This is a genomic window from uncultured Clostridium sp. (genome assembly GCF_934754925.1).
Taxonomy (GTDB): domain Bacteria; phylum Bacillota; class Clostridia; order Clostridiales; family Clostridiaceae; genus Clostridium.
This window is the reverse complement of sequence record NZ_CAKVJA010000012.1, coordinates 24,028-41,630: the sequence shown is the minus strand read 5'-3', so window position 1 is coordinate 41,630 and position 17,603 is coordinate 24,028. Positions and strand designations below refer to the sequence as shown.

At 25.7% G+C, this 17,603-nt stretch carries 19 protein-coding genes; 16 read left to right on the top strand and 3 right to left on the bottom strand.

Annotated features, from left to right (window positions below):
- Window positions 1-2: 2 nt before the first annotated feature.
- The 8 genes from Q0G30_RS06080 to cls all read left to right on the top strand — a co-directional run bounded on the left by Q0G30_RS06080 (window position 3) and on the right by cls (window position 8,128).
- Entirely contained in the window at window positions 3-323 is a 321-nt protein-coding gene (locus tag Q0G30_RS06080) for a DUF5661 family protein (protein WP_294387859.1), read from the top strand.
- Window positions 324-454: 131 nt separating this feature from the next.
- Window positions 455-1,252 (top strand): ATP-dependent sacrificial sulfur transferase LarE, encoded by a 798-nt coding sequence (larE, locus tag Q0G30_RS06075; RefSeq protein ID WP_294387854.1) that lies wholly within the window; start codon window positions 455-457, stop codon window positions 1,250-1,252.
- Between the two features lie 97 nt (window positions 1,253-1,349).
- On the top strand, window positions 1,350-1,640 hold the full coding sequence (locus tag Q0G30_RS06070) for a Dabb family protein (protein ID WP_294387851.1): 291 nt from the start codon (window positions 1,350-1,352) through the stop codon (window positions 1,638-1,640).
- A gap of 25 nt (window positions 1,641-1,665) precedes the next feature.
- Window positions 1,666-2,682, top strand: a complete 1,017-nt coding sequence (locus tag Q0G30_RS06065; RefSeq protein ID WP_294387848.1) for a phosphotransferase — start codon at window positions 1,666-1,668, stop codon at window positions 2,680-2,682.
- Between the two features lie 138 nt (window positions 2,683-2,820).
- Window positions 2,821-3,366: a nitroreductase family protein gene (locus Q0G30_RS06060; RefSeq protein WP_294387845.1), complete on the top strand. Its 546-nt coding sequence runs from the start codon at window positions 2,821-2,823 to the stop codon at window positions 3,364-3,366.
- Between the two features lie 243 nt (window positions 3,367-3,609).
- Window positions 3,610-5,799, top strand: coding sequence for an alpha-galactosidase (locus Q0G30_RS06055; protein ID WP_294387844.1), 2,190 nt, complete (start codon window positions 3,610-3,612; stop codon window positions 5,797-5,799).
- A gap of 194 nt (window positions 5,800-5,993) precedes the next feature.
- Window positions 5,994-6,446 carry an ABC transporter permease subunit gene (locus Q0G30_RS06050; RefSeq protein ID WP_294387841.1) on the top strand — a complete coding sequence of 151 codons (453 nt, stop codon included), beginning with the start codon at window positions 5,994-5,996 and terminating at the stop codon, window positions 6,444-6,446.
- 242 nt (window positions 6,447-6,688) lie between these two features.
- The gene (gene cls, locus Q0G30_RS06045; protein ID WP_294387836.1) at window positions 6,689-8,128 is read left to right on the top strand and encodes a cardiolipin synthase; all 1,440 of its coding nucleotides are present in this window, start codon (window positions 6,689-6,691) and stop codon (window positions 8,126-8,128) included.
- Window positions 8,129-8,338: 210 nt separating this feature from the next.
- On the opposite strand, the gene Q0G30_RS06040 is transcribed toward cls, so the two are convergent.
- On the bottom strand, window positions 8,339-9,241 hold the full coding sequence (locus Q0G30_RS06040; RefSeq protein WP_294387834.1) for a LysR family transcriptional regulator: 903 nt from the start codon (window positions 9,239-9,241) through the stop codon (window positions 8,339-8,341).
- Window positions 9,242-9,405: 164 nt separating this feature from the next.
- On the opposite strand from Q0G30_RS06040, the gene Q0G30_RS06035 reads away from it, so the two are divergent.
- From Q0G30_RS06035 to Q0G30_RS06020, 4 genes are all read left to right on the top strand, one after another.
- Window positions 9,406-10,431, top strand: coding sequence for a putative sulfate exporter family transporter (locus Q0G30_RS06035; RefSeq protein WP_294387831.1), 1,026 nt, complete (start codon window positions 9,406-9,408; stop codon window positions 10,429-10,431).
- Between the two features lie 179 nt (window positions 10,432-10,610).
- Entirely contained in the window at window positions 10,611-11,141 is a 531-nt protein-coding gene (locus Q0G30_RS06030) for a cob(I)yrinic acid a,c-diamide adenosyltransferase (RefSeq protein WP_294387829.1), read from the top strand.
- A gap of 90 nt (window positions 11,142-11,231) precedes the next feature.
- A complete protein-coding gene (locus tag Q0G30_RS06025) occupies window positions 11,232-11,468 on the top strand; it encodes a TIGR04540 family protein (protein ID WP_294387827.1) in 237 nt (78 codons plus the stop codon).
- Between the two features lie 280 nt (window positions 11,469-11,748).
- Window positions 11,749-13,827, top strand: coding sequence for a sensor domain-containing diguanylate cyclase (locus tag Q0G30_RS06020; RefSeq protein WP_294387825.1), 2,079 nt, complete (start codon window positions 11,749-11,751; stop codon window positions 13,825-13,827).
- An 80-nt stretch (window positions 13,828-13,907) separates the two neighbouring features.
- Here the strand turns inward: Q0G30_RS06020 and Q0G30_RS06015 are convergent, their stop codons facing one another.
- Window positions 13,908-14,294 (bottom strand): carboxypeptidase-like regulatory domain-containing protein, encoded by a 387-nt coding sequence (locus tag Q0G30_RS06015; protein ID WP_294387822.1) that lies wholly within the window; start codon window positions 14,292-14,294, stop codon window positions 13,908-13,910.
- A 236-nt stretch (window positions 14,295-14,530) separates the two neighbouring features.
- On the opposite strand from Q0G30_RS06015, the gene Q0G30_RS06010 reads away from it, so the two are divergent.
- On the top strand, window positions 14,531-14,773 hold the full coding sequence (locus tag Q0G30_RS06010) for a hypothetical protein (RefSeq protein ID WP_294387819.1): 243 nt from the start codon (window positions 14,531-14,533) through the stop codon (window positions 14,771-14,773).
- A gap of 32 nt (window positions 14,774-14,805) precedes the next feature.
- Here the strand turns inward: Q0G30_RS06010 and Q0G30_RS06005 are convergent, their stop codons facing one another.
- Window positions 14,806-15,591, bottom strand: a complete 786-nt coding sequence (locus Q0G30_RS06005) for a polysaccharide deacetylase family protein (RefSeq protein ID WP_294387816.1) — start codon at window positions 15,589-15,591, stop codon at window positions 14,806-14,808.
- A 206-nt stretch (window positions 15,592-15,797) separates the two neighbouring features.
- On the opposite strand from Q0G30_RS06005, the gene Q0G30_RS06000 reads away from it, so the two are divergent.
- From Q0G30_RS06000 to Q0G30_RS05990, 3 genes are all read left to right on the top strand, one after another.
- The gene (locus Q0G30_RS06000; RefSeq protein WP_294133216.1) at window positions 15,798-16,028 is read left to right on the top strand and encodes a hypothetical protein; all 231 of its coding nucleotides are present in this window, start codon (window positions 15,798-15,800) and stop codon (window positions 16,026-16,028) included.
- A 135-nt stretch (window positions 16,029-16,163) separates the two neighbouring features.
- A complete protein-coding gene (locus tag Q0G30_RS05995; RefSeq protein WP_294387814.1) occupies window positions 16,164-16,898 on the top strand; it encodes a phosphatase PAP2 family protein in 735 nt (244 codons plus the stop codon).
- Between the two features lie 95 nt (window positions 16,899-16,993).
- Window positions 16,994-17,500 carry a putative ABC transporter permease gene (locus Q0G30_RS05990; protein ID WP_294387812.1) on the top strand — a complete coding sequence of 169 codons (507 nt, stop codon included), beginning with the start codon at window positions 16,994-16,996 and terminating at the stop codon, window positions 17,498-17,500.
- Window positions 17,501-17,603 lie beyond the last annotated feature (103 nt).

Here is a 17,603-nt window from a genome sequence, read left to right as displayed (position 1 = left end):
AAATGAAGTTTAATCAATGGTATATAGTAAAATTAAGAGGTGAAAGTAATAGGATATCTTTTAGTACTGAAGAAGCCGCAAAGATAGCAAAGGATATAGGAATTGATTTTACTAAGGAAAAATTTGATTTAAATCAATTTACTATGGGGGTAAATGTTGAACTTGAGCATGGTACTAAGTTTTCTAAGACTAATGTGACTAACAATGATCCAATATTAACAGGGAAAATTGCATATGCACATCTTTTAGAGTTCCCGGATTATTATACTAGGCTTAAAAAACTTGAATCAGAAGCAGATGCATATTGGAAAACAAAAATGTAATTGCATATTAAGAAAAAAGATTTTTGTTATATTACAAAAATCTTTTTTTGTTTGGAAAATAATAGATTATTAATTGCTATATATGTAAAATAAAAGTGGTATAAAATAAATTTATTTATTAAGGAGAAGTTATGAGTGATAAATATAACAAGTTAGTTAAGTTTTTGAAAGATAAGGGGAAGGTATGTATAGGATTTTCAGGAGGAGTAGATAGTACTTTTTTATTAAGTGTAGCTAAGAAGGTATTAGGAGATAATGTATTAGCAGTTACAGCATTATCATCAATGAATCCAGAAAGGGAAAAAAATGAGAGTGTAAATTTTTGTAAATCAATAGAAGCAAAACATATCTTAATAGAAGCAGATGAATATAGTATTCCAGAGTTTGTATTAAATAACAAGGAAAGGTGCTATTTTTGTAAGAAGTCAATATTTACAAAAATAAAGGAAATAGCAAAGAGTGAAGGTTATGATGTAGTATTAGATGGAAGTAATGTTGATGATGATTCAGATTATAGACCAGGGATGAGGGCTATAAAGGAGCTTGGAATAATTAGTCCATTAAAGGAAGCTAATCTTACTAAAAGTGAAATAAGAGAGTTATGTAAGGAAATGGGGTTAAAGGTTTGGAACAAGCCATCTATGGCATGTTTAGCGTCAAGAATACCATATGGTTCTATAATTACTAAGGAGAAATTAAAAAAGGTTGAACTAGCTGAAGAGGTTTTATTTAGTAAGGGATTTAAACAATTTAGAGTAAGATATTATGATAACCTTGCAAAAATAGAAGTACCTAATGATGAAATTCATAAAATTATAACTATATCTAAAGAGATTATAGAAGAGTTTAAAAAAATAGGTTTTACCTATATAACTATAGATTTAGAAGGGTTTAGAAGTGGCAGTATGAATGAAGTTTTAAATATATAAGAGTATGTTTTTATATTAAAAATATATGGAATAAAAGAAAGCTATTAAATATTTGATATAATTAAAGTATAAATTAATTTAAAGGGAGATGTATAACATGATTAAACATATTATTTTATGGAATTTTCAAGAAGGTAAAGGTAGTGAAGAGGATAAGCTAAAAATAAAAAATGGTCTTGAAGCATTAAAAGATAAAATATCAGGAATTATTGAAATTGAAGTTATAACTAAACCAGTAGCAGGAAGTAATGCTGAAATAATGTTAAATAGTACTTTTGAAAGTGTGGAAGCATTAAATAATTATCAAGTGCATGAAGAGCATGTTAAAGTAGCAACATTTGTTAGAAGTGTTACATGTAATAGAATGTGTATGGATTATGAGGTATAGTATAATATATACAAGGGAGAGTTAAATGGAGAGATTATATATTGATAATATAGTTAAGCAATACTTTGAAAGTAATAATTATTATGTAAAAAGTGGATCTAGTGGTATGAATAATACCACTAAATTTTTAGTTGTAGATAATGAAGAATTTATTTTAAGAATATATGAGAGTCATAATGATAATAAAAAAGTTAATTATGAACATGCAGTTTTAAAAGCTTTAGGTGAGAGAAGCTTAACTTTCAATATACCTAAGCCTAAAATGAGTTTAAATGGGAGTACAATAGGTGTAAGTTCTGACGGTAAATTAGTATCAATGACCAAAATGATTAAAGGAAATAATCCTATATTAGAAAATATAGAGCAATTTTATAATTTAGGAAGTGTTGTTGGTGAAATAACAAGAGAGTTAGGTGAAGTTAATATTAAAGAGAAACCTATATATTTTCCATGCTATGAGTTGGAAAAGTCTTATCCTAAATGTCCATTAAAGAAAGTTATAGAATTTTGTCTTAATCCACCTAAGGAGTTTAGTGAGGAAAAAAATAAATTAGTTGATTTAAGTAGATATTTTATAAGATTTAAGGAATGTATACCACATTTAAGGAATTTACCACATCAATTAATTCATGGTGATATTAATGCTTCTAACGTATTAGAGGATGAGAATAATAATATTTCAGCAGTATTAGATTTTGAATTTGTTGCTAGAGATTTAAGAGCTATGGATTTAGCTATATGCTTATCAGAAGCTATTGCAAATAGAAATAATGATGAGTTTAAATTAAGTTGTATAAAAAGATTTATTGATGGATATAAAAATAATATCAATTTAACAATAGATGAAATAAAAGTAGTTCCAAGTCTTATTATGCTTAGAAGATTAGATGTAATTGTACATTTTCTTGTTAGATATAATGAAGGTATTAGCAATAGTTTTATGACGGCAACGGAAATACTTAAGGAACAAATTATTAAGGCAATTACGTTGTGTAAGTGGGTAAGTGAAAATGAAAATAAAATAATAGAATTGCTGAGTTAGATGAAAAATTTACTTTATAATTTAATGTTACAAAAGATAGAATAATCAAACAGTGAAATATAGAATTTTTATTTAAGAATAATAGTGTTTTTTTATTTATATAAATTATATAGAAAGTAAATTTTGGAGGAAATTTAGATGAATGAAGTTATTAAAAATATTAAATCACGAAGAAGTTGTAGAGCTTATAAGGATGAACAAATAGGTACCGATATTTTAAATGAAATAATAGAATGTGCATTATGTGGTCCAAGTGGCATGAATAAGCAGGGTTGTTATTATACAGCCATTCAAAATAAGGAGATTTTACAGGAATTAAATAAAGAGGTGAAAAGGGTATTTAAAGAAAGAGGAGATGCAAGAGGCTCAAATGAAGATTATAATTTTTATTATAATGCACCTACTCTTATAATAGTTACAGCAAATAAGGATTATAAGTATTTTTATACAGATGGTTCAGCGGGTCTAGAAAATATATTTTTAGCAGCAACTTCTTTAGGATTAGGATCTTGTTGGATAAATCAATTAGGAGATACTTGTAATTCACCTTTAGTAAGAAGAGTGCTTGATAGGTGTCATATACCATCAGGATTTGATGTAATTGGATGTGCAGCTATAGGATATCCTGCAAAAGAAGGTATTGAACCTAAGAGAATTCCAGGTAGAAGTTTAATTATTAGATAAAGTATAGAATTTGTATAATATTATTAGGTATAATTTAAAAGAAAAATAATATAATTTATATTTAAGTGAGATAATACATAAATTTACTTATGAGATAATTTGTGTGTTATCTTTTTTCATTATATAACATTTAGACATGTATTAATAACAAATAGTCATAGTTATTATATAAATATAACGTTATAATAATATTACATTGTGAAAACGTTATTTAAATAGGAAAATATATATTGGGAGGATAATATGGGAATTTTATTTAATAAAGAAAATGGATTATTTCATATTAAGTCAAAGAAAACAAGTTATGTAATGAGAATTTTAGAGACTGGTCATTTGATTAATTTATATTGGGGGAAAAAGATTAATTCCAATAAGATAGATTATGTAGTTAAGAAAAGACCTTGTGGAAGTTTCTTAGCTGATTTAGATAACATAGATTCACTTCATTTAGAAGTAATACCACAGGAGTATCCAAGCTATGGAAATACAGATTTACGTTCACCGGCAATTCAAATAAAATTAGAAAATGGAACAACGGTAACAGACTTTAGGTATCATAGTCATGAAATATATAATGGAAAGAAAGGACTTAAAGGATTACCCGCAACTTATATTGAAAATAAAGAAGAGGCAGAAACTTTAGAAATAACTTTAAAGGATAAATTAGCAGGGTTAAGAGTAATATTATCGTATACTGTATTTGAAAATTATGATGCTATAACAAGAAGTTGTAAAATCATAAATGATAGTGATAAAGAAGTAGACGTATTAAGAGCTTTAAGTACAAATGTTGATTTTAGACATAGTGAGTTTGACTTAATTCAATTATCTGGTTCTTGGGCTAGAGAAAGACATATAATTAGAACACCATTAAGAAATGGAGTACAAGCTATAGAAAGTAGAAGAGGTGCAAGTAGTCATGCTCAGAATCCATTTATAGCATTAGTAAGTCAAGATGCAACAGAAGACAAAGGTGAGGTTTATGGATTTAATTTAATATATAGTGGGAATTTTTTAGCAAATGTTGAAGTTGATATGCATAGTAATGCAAGGGCGCAAATTGGAATAAATCCATTTGATTTTACTTGGAATTTAGAGTCGGGGCAAGAGTTCCAAACACCTGAAGCTGTTATGGTATATTCACCTAATGGATTAACTGGAATGTCTCATATTTATCATGATTTATATAGAGAAAGATTATGTAGGGGAACCTATAGGGATAAAGAAAGACCAATACTTATAAATAACTGGGAAGCAACATATTTTGATTTTAATAATGAAAAAATTAAGAGTATTGCTAAAGAATCTAGTAATCTTGGAATAGAGTTATTTGTTTTAGATGATGGTTGGTTTGGTGAAAGAAATAATGACGATTGTTCACTTGGAGATTGGTTCGTAAATGAAGAAAAACTTAAGGGTGGTTTAAATTCATTAGTCACAGATATAAATAAAATGGGAATGCAGTTTGGATTATGGTTTGAACCAGAAATGATTTCTCCAAAGAGTAAGTTATATGAGGAACATCCAGATTGGTGTATTCATATTGATGGAAGAGTGAGATCTGAAGCAAGAAAGCAACTTATATTAGATTTATCTAGAGATGAAGTTTGTAATGCTGTAATTGAAATGCTTACTAATGTATTAAAGTCAGCACCTATATCATATGTTAAATGGGATATGAATAGAAATATGACAGAAATAGGTTCACCAGCGTGGCCAGCTAAAAAACAAAAAGAAGTTGCCCATAGATATATGTTAGGTTTATATAAAATATTAGAAAATATAACTACTAATTTTCCAAATATTTTATTTGAAAGTTGCTCAGGCGGAGGTGGAAGATTTGATGGCGGAATGTTGTATTATATGCCACAAACTTGGACAAGTGATGATACTGATGCCATAGAAAGATTGAAAATTCAAGAAGGAACTTCATTAGTATATCCAGCTAGTACAATGGGAAGTCATGTTTCTGCAGTTCCTAATCACCAAGTTCATAGAATAACACCGCTTCATACAAGGGGTGTAGTAGCAATGGCTGGAAGTTTTGGTTATGAATTAGATATAACTAAAATGAATGCAGAAGAAAAAGAAGAAGTTAAAAAGCAAGTTGAGTTTTATAAAAATATTAGAAGAATTATTCAATTCGGGGATTTATATAGATTGAAAACTTCATTTGATAGTAATGAAGCAGCTTGGATGAATATATCTAAGGACAGTAACAATCTTGTAGTAAGTTATGTTAAGAAATATGCAGAAGCAAATGTATTACCAAAGAGATTGAAGTTAAAAGCTTTAGATGAGAATTCATTATATGAAGTAATTGAAACTGAAGAAGTATTTGGTGGAGATGAACTTATGTATATAGGTCTTGAAATTGGAGAACTTATTGGAGACTATCAAGCTAAGATTTGGACTTTAAGAAAAGTTGATTAATTCAAATAAGTATAACATAAAGGGATGTCAAATTTGAAATCCCTTTAAATTTTTATTATTCAGATAAAAGATATTTTTCTGTTGTTTCTTTTTTTGTACTTCTATATTGCTTAGGACTAACGCCTTTAATTTTTTTAAATGTTTTAGCATTGCCTAAGACATGGAGTTTTAGTAATTTTTCGCAAGCGATTGAAATGACTAACTTCTTTCATACAATAATGAACAGTTTAATTATAACAGCAGGGGCTGTAATAGTAACTATAGTTACAAACTCATTAGTTGCATATGCTATTGCAAGAAATATGCATAAGAAATTTTATAAGTGTATATATTTCTATTTTGTAAGTGCAATGTTTGTACCTTTTTCAATGTTAATGTTACCTCTTGTTAAACAAGTAAGTTTCTTTAACTTAGATAATAAAATAGGAATGATAATTCTTTATATGGTATTTGGTATATCTATGAATACATTGCTTTATGTTGGGTATTTAAAGAATATTCCACTTGAATTAGAAGAAGCAGCTTATGTTGATGGAGCAAAACAATGGACTGTATTTTTGAAAATTATATTCCCATTATTAAAACCAATGCATGCAAAAATAGGAATTATGAAGTATTTTATTTATTTGCCCAAAAATGGATTATAAATGGAGTAACTAAAGGGGCAATAAAATAATAAAAAAATAAAACCTCTAACTAGAAAATAAAACCTCTAATTAGAAAATATACTTATTAAATTTAAGTGTATTGGATAATAGAGGTTTTATTTTTGTTATTATGGAAAATATAAATTTGATAAAATAGTTTAAACTAATATATACTATAATAAATTTAAAATTATAAATAAAAAATATTTAGTAAAAAATAACTTGTAAAGGAGATGAGTATAATGTTTAAATTTTTAACTGTTTTAATTCATATTATAAATTTATTAACAATAGCTTATATGATTTTTAAAGAGAGACGTTCACCTAATAATATTATAGCTTGGACTTTGATTTTATACATAGCACCTTTTATAGGGTTTATAGTATTTTTACTTGTTGGGAGAAAAATGAACAAGTCAAATATGTTTGGAATTAAAAATGCAGAAATAAAAGTATTAGAAAAATATAATAGGCAAGTAAAAGAAAGAGCTCAAATACAAATAGAAAATAATAATTTTAAAAGTATAGATATGATAATGGCATTAGAGACTATGGATTATTCACCATATAGAGATGATAATGAAGTTTGTATGTATTCAGATGGAAAAGAGTTTTTTAATGCGTTAATTAAAAGTCTTAGCAAGGCTAAAAAAAGTATAAACATAGAGTTTTATATATTTAAAAATGATGATATAGGAACAAAAATATTAGATATATTAGAAGAAAAGGCTAAAAATGGAGTTGAAGTTAGATTATTATATGATTCTGTTGGAAGCAGATTATTAAATAGAAATGTATTAAAAAAATTAAGAGAAGTTGGCGGAAAGACAGGAGAATTCTTTCCCTCTTGGCTAAAGTTTATTAACATTAATATGAATTTTAGAAATCATAGAAAAATAGTTGTTATAGATAACAAGGTTGGCTTTGTTGGAGGATTCAATGTTGGAGATGAGTACTTAGGAAAAAATGAAAAGTTTGGATATTGGAGAGATACTCATATTAAATTTAAAGGTAGTGCAGTGAAAGATTTAAATTTAAGATTTTTAGCGGATTGGAGATATGCAACTAAAGAAGAGGTAGATTTAAGTAAGGTATTAGAAATGAGTGATGAAAATATTGGTGAACCTAATACAGGAATGCAAATAGTATCAAGTGGACCAAATCTAAGCGATAAATATGAAATTAAGTTAGCATATTTAAAAATGATTCAAAAAGCTAAAAAGTATTTATATATTCAATCACCTTATTTAATTATTGATAAAACCATATCAGATAGTTTAAAATTAGCCTCAGCATCAGGAGTTGATGTAAGAATAATGATACCCGGAAAAGGTGATCACCTTTTTGTATATTGGGCAAATCTAGCTTATGCTGGAGAATTATTAGAGTATGGTATTAAAATATATCACTATGATAAAAGTGCTTTTCTTCATGCTAAGACTGTAGTTATTGATAATGAAGTCTGTTCAATTGGAACAGCAAATATGGATACTAGAAGTTATGAATTAAATTTTGAAGTTAATGCATTCATTTATTCAGAAACCATATCAAAACAACAAAAAGCCGAATTTGAAAAAGATATATTAAAATGTGAAGAACTAACATTAGAAAAATACAAAAATAGAAGTAGAAAAGTTAAAATTAAAGAATCACTATCAAGACTATTTTCAGACGTATTATAACTAAATTGCGAACTAGATGGATGGAAAAAATGAAATATTTATTTTCTGGGAACGGTGAAATTCTACGGTTCAATTTCAATATTCCCTCCAAATTAATATTTCATTTTTTCTTTTTTAATGTATTTGCTTATAACATGCCCCTTTTTATAGTTAATGGTTTGTGCTACAAATTATTTTGATATTATAGTTATCTTTTTAATTAAGAATATTTTATTTATGAATGTAGTTATTGGATTGGGTGTATGCTTTAAGTTCTTCTAAGAAGATATTGGCTGCTTTTGATAGTGTTAATTCTTTTGGATATATGTATGAAAATGATCTAGTAAAATCATTAGTAAGCTTTATAGAAGTTAATTCATTTCTAGCTTCAGCTTCTAAAATTACATGTTTAGATGTAATAGTTAATCCTAAGTTATTTCTAACAGCCTCTTTAACAGCTAAATTGCTACCTAATACCATAATACTTTTTGGGATGATTTTATTTTGTGTAAAGAATAAATCGAGATACTCCCTAGTGCCTGAACCTTCTTCGCGAGCAATCCATCTTCTATTTTGAAGATCATCTAAAGTAAGCTCTTTATCTTTTAAATCACTACTGTAAGGAACAACAAGCACCATTTCATCTTCTAAAAAATATTCTTGCTTAAATAGAGTAGATGATGCTAAGCCTTCTATAAGACCTATATCTAATTTCATTTTTTTTAGTTCTGTAGATATAAGAGAAGTATTTTCTATAATTACTTCTATATCAACATCAGGATATTTACTTGAAAAATGAGATAAAAATTTTGGTAATATGTATTCTCCTATAGTTAAACTAGCTCCTATTTTTATACTTCCTTTAACTGTGTTAGAAAGTGTCTTTACATCAAGAAAAGTAACATCTAAAAGATTTATAATTTCTTTAGCCCTTTTATATAAAGTATAACCACTTTCAGTGATAGATATAGTTTTTTGTTTAACAGATCTATTAATTAGTGTAACACCAAAGATTATTTCTAAGTTTTTTATATGAGTACTCACACTTGGTTGTGAAAGATTTAAATATTCGGCTGCTTTAGTAAAGTTTTTAAAATCAACAACGGCAATAAACGTTTTAAATTCTTCAATCAATGTAATAACCTCCTAGTATTAATGGATAAACTAACTGTAATAATTATATTATACACTAATTATTTAAAAAAGTAATGGTTATTATATTTAATATTTATTTTACTAATGATAAGTAAATAGATATACTAAGCTATGTAAAAAGCGATAAGGAGGAATTAACATATATGAAAAATAATAAATTTATAAATTATATGAAAGGAATATTACCTGGACTTTTAGTAGCAGTAGCAGTAGCAGTTGTAGGGATGTTTATTGCTAAATTTGTACCAAAGCTAGGGGCAGGAACGATATCAATATTTTTAGGAATGTTTGTAGGAAATTTATTTTTAAATCAAGATATTTTTCAAAAAGGTTACAAATTTTCAGAAACGGACATATTATCTTATTCAATCGTTTTATTAGGGGCAACATTAAGTGTAAGTACATTATTAGAACTTGGTGTAGGCGGATTTGTATTTATAGTTCTACAAATGGCAATAACTATAGTTGGGACACTATATATAGGTAAGAAGTTAGGCTTTAGTCAAAACTTTAGATTCTTAATGGCTAGTGGAAATGCTGTATGTGGGTCATCTGCTATAGCAGCTACGGCACCAGTAATTGATGCGGATGATAAGGAAAAAGGAATTGCAATTACTATAGTAAATATTACAGGGATTGTTTTAATGTTTATTTTACCAGTAATAGCAAATACATTATTTAAAGCTGATACAATGCAAACAGGAGCTTTAATAGGTGGAACATTACAATCAGTAGGGCAAGTAGCTGCAAGTGGTGCTATGGTTGGGGAATCTGTAAAAGACATGGCTATGATTTTTAAAATATTAAGAGTTGTATTGTTAGTTGTTGTAGTTTTTGTATTTGGACATTTAAAAAATAAGAGCAAAGAGGAAATAGTAGAAGAAGAAATTCAAGAAATAGAAAAGAAAAAAGTAAGAATTCCTTGGTATGTTATAGGATTCTTTGTAACTTGTGCTCTATTTTCATTAAAGGTTATACCGGTAAATGTATCACATATATGTAAAAGTATAAGTAATAATCTTGAAATTATTGCATTAGCAGCAATTGGATTAAGGGTTAATGTAAGAGAACTACTTAAACAAGGAAAAGCTGTATCTTTATATGCGCTAGGAGTAGGATCATTACAAATAGTTGCTGCATTAATATTAATATTAATATTAGTAAGATAGTTTAATTAAAAGTTAAGGAAAGAGGAAAAATATTATTTAGATAATATTAAAATTTTAGCTTTTATTTATAATATAAATATTTTATTATAATGAATAAAGGTATAGCGTTGACAACACTGTTATATAAAAAGTATTGTAGTTAAAAATAAATTATAGATAATATACTGGGAGTGAGTATTATGGAAAAGGGACTGATACATATATATTGTGGAGATGGAAAGGGAAAAACTACTGCAGCTATGGGATTGGCAATTAGAGCAGCTGGTAGAGAAAAAAAAGTTTTTATAACTCAGTTTTTAAAAAGTGGAAAAAGTGGAGAATTAGTATCTTTAGATAAATTAAAAGAGTATATAACTTTTTTACCAGGAAAACCTGTAAATAAATTTGTGTGGAATATGAATGATGAAGAAAAAAGTCAAGCAAAAGAAGAACATACAGAAAGATTTAATGAAATAATAAAAACTATAAGAACAAAAGAATATGACTTATTAATATTAGATGAAATAATAGCAACTATAAATAATGGATTTATTGAATTAAGTGAAGTGATAGATTTTTTAAAAAATAAACCTAAAACGTTAGAAGTTGTTATGACAGGAAGGAATCCTAAGGATGAACTTATAGAACTTGCAAATTATGTAACAGAAATGAAGTGTATAAAGCATCCCTTTGAAGAAGGAATACCATCTAGAATAGGAATAGAACTATAAAATATCTAGTAAATATTATTGAGTTAATATATAATACATAGGGTAGAATAAGAAAAAATATTAAAGATATGTACGATAAAGGAGCAACATATGAGAGCTGTATATAGAAATCCAAGAGAATTAGCAACAAAATTAAAAGATGTAATTGATTTATATTTAGAGGATTTACTATCATATGAAAAGTTAGAAGCTACAGTTGTAGCTATGATAAAAGCAAATGATGATAGAATTTATAAAAATGGATTTATGCCTACAAAGTTAATTGCTGCTATAGGGGAAGAAAGAAAAGCTATAGTAGATAAAATAGCTTCAGATAATAATTTATAAATCTTAATAAAAGGAGGTTAATGTTACAAATAAAACTATTTGTAACATTAATCTCTTTTTATTATAAGTATATAAAAAGTAAAAAAATTCATAAATTTAAGTGTAAGTAAATTATAGATTAAAAATTTAATCATAATAAAAAATTCAAATTAATCCTTTATAAGTATAAAAATAATATTAATATAATTAAATAGATTTAAAAAAAATGAAAAATGTAGTAAAATAGTTAATACAAAGTAAAACATACAAAAATATGAATAAATAGATGGAGGAAAGTATTTTGATTGGAAATGAAAAACTAGAATATAATTTGGAGCAGTTTAAGAAGAATGAAAATCATATAGAATACTTTAAATCTATTTTTTTAAATAATATAAGAGAAAATCCTACAAAACCGAAAAAAATATTGAAAGAAGTGGAAACTATAGCAAGGGCTAACGATTATAAAATAGCTTATGCATGGTGTTTATTATATAAGGGATGGGTTTATCATATTGAATGTAAATATGATAAAGCTTGTAAAAATAGATTGGAAGCAAATGAAATATTTATAAAGAATAACGATGTAAAGGGACAAATAGCAACTTATAACGCACTTTTAGTAGATTATTCAAAACTAGGAAGTTTAGATTTAGCTATAGAAAGTGGATTACGTGGAATTGATTTAGCAGAGAAAGAAAGTATGGAAGATTCATTAGTACAGCTTTTGATTAATACTTCTATTGCATATACAGAATGTAAAAATTATAAAAAAGCTAAACAGTTATTAAATAAAATAAAAAAGTTTCATAAAAGAATATCTAAAAGTGAAAATATATCATATTATATAACACTAGCCGAAGTAGAGGTTAATAGTGGAAACTTTCAATATTCTTATGAATGTTGTGAAAAGGCATATGAATTAATTAAAGAAATTAGATGTTGGATATATGAATGTGAAGTATTATCAATTAGAGCTATGGCAAATTTTAAAATGGGAAAGTTAGAAGAGGCAGAAAATGATTTTATATTAGCAATTGAAAACGCTAGAAGTTTTAATAATACTGTATTGATAGTTAAAACATTAAGGCGCTTTTCTCATTATTATTATTTCATTGGAGACAATGAGCAAAGTATAAATAAGCTTATAGAAGCATGTAATGAAATAAAAAAGATATCATCTCCTTTAGATGAAAGTGATATATATTATGAATTGAGTGAACTATATGCTAAAAATAATAAAATGGATTTAGCATATAAATATTTAAAGATGCATTTAGAGCTTGAAAAAAACATTTTTAATAATAAGAGTAGTTGTTGGTTTGCTAAAATACACAGTAAAGAAATAACTAGAGAGGCACAAATATATAAAGAGATGTATCAAGATATGGATTTAATATCTGAAATAGGGAAAAAACTTACTTCTAATTTAAAAATAGAAAAAAATTTAAATATTATATATGAAGAAGTACGTAAACTTATGGAAGCAGATGTTTTTGGAATTGCTTTGTATAAGAATAATTCTTTATATTACGATTTATTTATAATAGATGGAGTTTTAAAAGAATATGGAAGTGTAGGATTAGATGAAGAAACATTTGGAGGATGGTGTTATAAAAATAAAAAAAACCTTCTAGTTAATGATATTGAAAGTGAGTATAATAAATATATTTCAAATATAAGAAATGAATTAGGAAAGTGTCAGTCTAAAAAAGTAAAATCCTTAGTATTTTGTCCAATAATATTAGAAAATAATGTTATAGGAATATTGAGTGTACAAAGTTATAATAAGAATGCTTATAATAATAACGATATAAAAAAGTTAGAAATTTTAACTTCATATATGGCAATTGCATTAGATAATGCAAAGTTATTTAATAAGATAGAATATTCAGCTACCCATGATGGGTTAACAGGACTTTTAAATAGAGAAGAAATATTAAATAAAGGTGATTGTATATTAAAAAACAATAATAATTGTTCTATAATACTTATGGATATTGATAACTTTAAATTAATTAATGATAATTACGGACATGCTGCTGGCGATTATATTTTAAAAAGTATAGGTATTATTATGAAAAAAATTATTTCTCAGAGTGGATATGTTGGGAGATTTGGAGGGGAAGAGTTTTTAATAGTTATTTATGAGTATGGCTATGAGGAAACTAAAAAAATTGCAGAAAAATTAAGAAAAGATGTTGAAAATTATAAATTTATATTTAATTCTCAAACAATAGGGGTTACGGCAAGCTTAGGAGTTTATAATTATTGTATTAAAGATATAAATTTTTATAAGAGTATAAAATTTGCTGATGAAGCATTATATATGGCAAAAGCATTAGGTAGAAATAGAGTTGTATCGTATGATGAGATATAAGTTAAATATAAAAGTTAAAAGGAGCTTTAAATAGCTCCTTTTAGCTTATCTTTTGTACAGAAAATCATTAAGGGGTAAAACTAACATCCACATCCTTGATTATTAGAGTCGTTTGATACAGTATTAGCGTTTATACAAGAACCTTTATAACAACTTACTTTTAGACATTTATGAACTATTTGAGTATTGTCGCTAAATATCTTTAACATATAAGTTGTGTTTGGACATAGAGGCCCTAGTAAAAATTGTCCATTATCATCTGTAAATGTGTGAGTTAATGGAACTGGATATTCACATTTGTCAACTATTTGAAGCAATTTAACAACTGCATCGGCAACAGGTAAACCAGCAGAATCAACAACTGTACCAAATATGCAACTTCTAGTTTCTCTTGGTAATTTTACAGTGGCATCGATTTGTTCATTATAACTAGTTTTAAAAACACAATTTCCTAATCTACAGCTCATAATTTTATCCTCCTAAGTGTAATTGTAATATACTATAATATATTCCAATATAAACTTGATGTGTTCTAATTTGTAAATTTTGTTTATGTAAAGTTATTTTAAGATAAAAAGTTAAAATATAATCTATTAAATATATAAAAAATTATATTTAACGTTCTTGTAACTTTTGTTACTGAAATAGTTCTTTTATTTAAGTATAATAATAAGAGTATGACAAAAAATTAGGAGGCAATAATATGAGTTGTGGATGCGCAAGCATGAATAAGAAAGATGGAAAAGTAGTTGTTGATTTAGTAAGAAGTAAAGGAAAAGCTGATTTTCCTATATCAATACAACATGAAATTGAATGTAGTTGTGATAAAAGTTTTACAATGAAAACTTTAGTGGATAAATGTCCGTATTGTGGTATGACTTATGGAGTTACTCCTTGTTCATCACGTGATAAAGAAAATGTAGTTGCGGCAGGTATAAACTATTAATAAAAAATAACTAAATTGCTTTTGCAATTTAGTTATTTTAATATGTCAAAATCATATCCAGAATCTTTTAATAATTTAATTATTTCAGGTAAAGCTTCTACAGTAGTATTTTTAGTCATACAATCGTGCATTAATATTATTGCGGGATTTTTATAATTACCATTTTTATCTTTAATTTCTCTAGATACATTTTGAATTAAAGTAGATGCTGGAATATTATTTCCCTTAGCATCACCGGAATCAACATTCCAATCATAGACATTGATTCCTATTTCATTTAGTTTATAAGTTATATTTTTAGTAAAATCCTTTCCTCTAGAATTCTTAACAATAGTATTATGAGAACCACCAGGAAATCTAAATATAGTGCATTCATTTCCAGTAACCTCTTTTATAAAATCTTGTTGCTTGTTAAAGCTTTTAAAAAATGATTCTTCACAGGTATAAACATATTTAAATTCATGGTCTGCAGTATGATTACCAATTGCATTTCCTTCTTCATAAGCCCTTTTAATAAATTCAATATGAGGTTCTATATATGGTGAAATTATAAAAAAAGTTGCATGTACATTATTTTCTTTTAATATATTAAGTATTAGCTCTGTATTTTTGCTAGGACCATCATCAAAAGTTAAATAAACAATTTTTTTTTCTTCACTTACGTTATTTTTTTTTAGACTATAATCAGTACAATTATCTTTTATGTTAATAGGAGATAAAATATATGAATAGACTGATATATTACTTACCCATAAAAATATAAGTAAAAATAGAATTATTTTTTTTAAAAAAATAGAGTGTATATTTATAAATTTCATTTTTAATTCTCCTCATATAAAAATATTTATATTTTTCAGTATTAATTTAAGGTACATAAAATATATTGTGTAAAACCAACCTTAGTTTATACCCTTTAGATAAAATTTATTAAAATTAATTATAAGTACCTTAACAATGAAATGAACATTTATAATAATGAAGAATATTATGAAATTATAAAGAAATCAAGGAGATTAAAAAATAAATGAATCCATATGAACTTATAATGAAGATTGATAGGAAAATGAAAGAGGATCCAGTTTTTGCAAATAAGTTTAATAGATTAGTAGGCGAATTAAATAGAACTCCAGGTTTGCAACAAGAAATAATGAGAATAGCACAAATAAAAGATGAAAGTAAGAGACAAAGAGCTTTAAATAATTTACCTGATAATATAAAGCAGTCAGTTGCAGAAATGTTTAAGTTATTAAATTAATACAATAATTAATTAATAAAAATAACCAATTTTAAATTGGTTATTTTTTTGTTAATTGATTATTTATGGAGTAGAATAACATAGAATAAATTATAGATTAAATAAATTTATAATAAGAACTGATGGGGTGATAATATGGAAATTAAAGGAGACGTAATAAGATTAAATAATAACAATGAAATAAAACTATTAGATTTGATTTGGTTTATTATAATTCCAATAATTAATGTAAACTATATTTTAGCAAGTATTTTAGCTAAAAAGGGGGCAGATCTTACAAGTAAATTTGATGATATAATTCCGTTTAACTCTGTATTTATTATTCCATATATATATTGGTATGTATATATTGTGATAGGCTTTATGTTCATCTTAGTAAATTCAAGGAAGGAATATATTAGAGTTTTTATATCATTTTTTATTGGAATGAGTATAAGTTATGTTATATATTATTTATACCCAACACAAATAGCTAGGCCTATAATTCAAAATAGTAATATATTAAATCATTTAGTAAATATTATATATTTACTTGATAGGCCTGTAAATTGTTTTCCATCACTGCATGTTTTAACAACTTATTTTATAATGAGGTATACAAAATATAAATATTCAAAAATGAAATTTTATTATACTCAAATAACAGGAGTACTAATAATATTATCTACATTGTTTATAAAGCAACATTTTATAGTAGATGTTATTAGTGCAATATTTCTGGGAGAGATTATAATTTTTTTAGTGAAAAAAATAGATAACTCTACAATAGAAAAAATATTAAATTTACCGTATAAGATAAAATATAAGAGTAAAATAAAGAATAAAGAAATTATACAACATGAAAGTAAATTAGTTAAAAATAAAAAATAGATATTTATAAGATGTTTAAGGTTTTTTAGGCATCTTTTTTTATGGATAAAATTTATAAGAGATAGAAAAACTAAAAATACTAAGGAGGAAGAAAGATGGAAATTTTATATAATTTTTTTGTATATGGATTTATTGGGTGGATAATAGAAAATATCTTTTCATACTATATTCATGGACATTTTCAAAAGGAAGGGTTTTTAAAGGGGCCATTTAAACCTATGTATGCAATAGCAATGGCATGGATGCTAGAGTTATATAAAATAGTGCCCAATATAAAATTTTTAATTATTATATCATTTATAATTCCAACCACAGTAGAATATATAACAGGATTTGTAATGAGAAAGTTTTTTAATAATGATTACTGGGATTATTCTAAAGAAAAATTTAATTATGAGGGAATTATATGTTTAAAATTTTCAATTATTTGGGTTATTTTAAGTGTTATTGATGTAAAAGTTATTCATCCATATTTTGTATATAAAATTTTTGATTCAATAAATGGAATATGGCCAGGTTTATCAATTTTGTTTATATTAGCTTTGTTTATGGATGAAATATTAACATTTATAGATTTCAGAAAAGGAAGGCAAATAATATGATTTAAAATTAAAAAATAATTTAGAGAGAATCTTTTTAACTTTGAAAGTTTTTAATGTTAATATATAATTGTATATATAATTATTAGTTAGAAAGAGGAAAAGC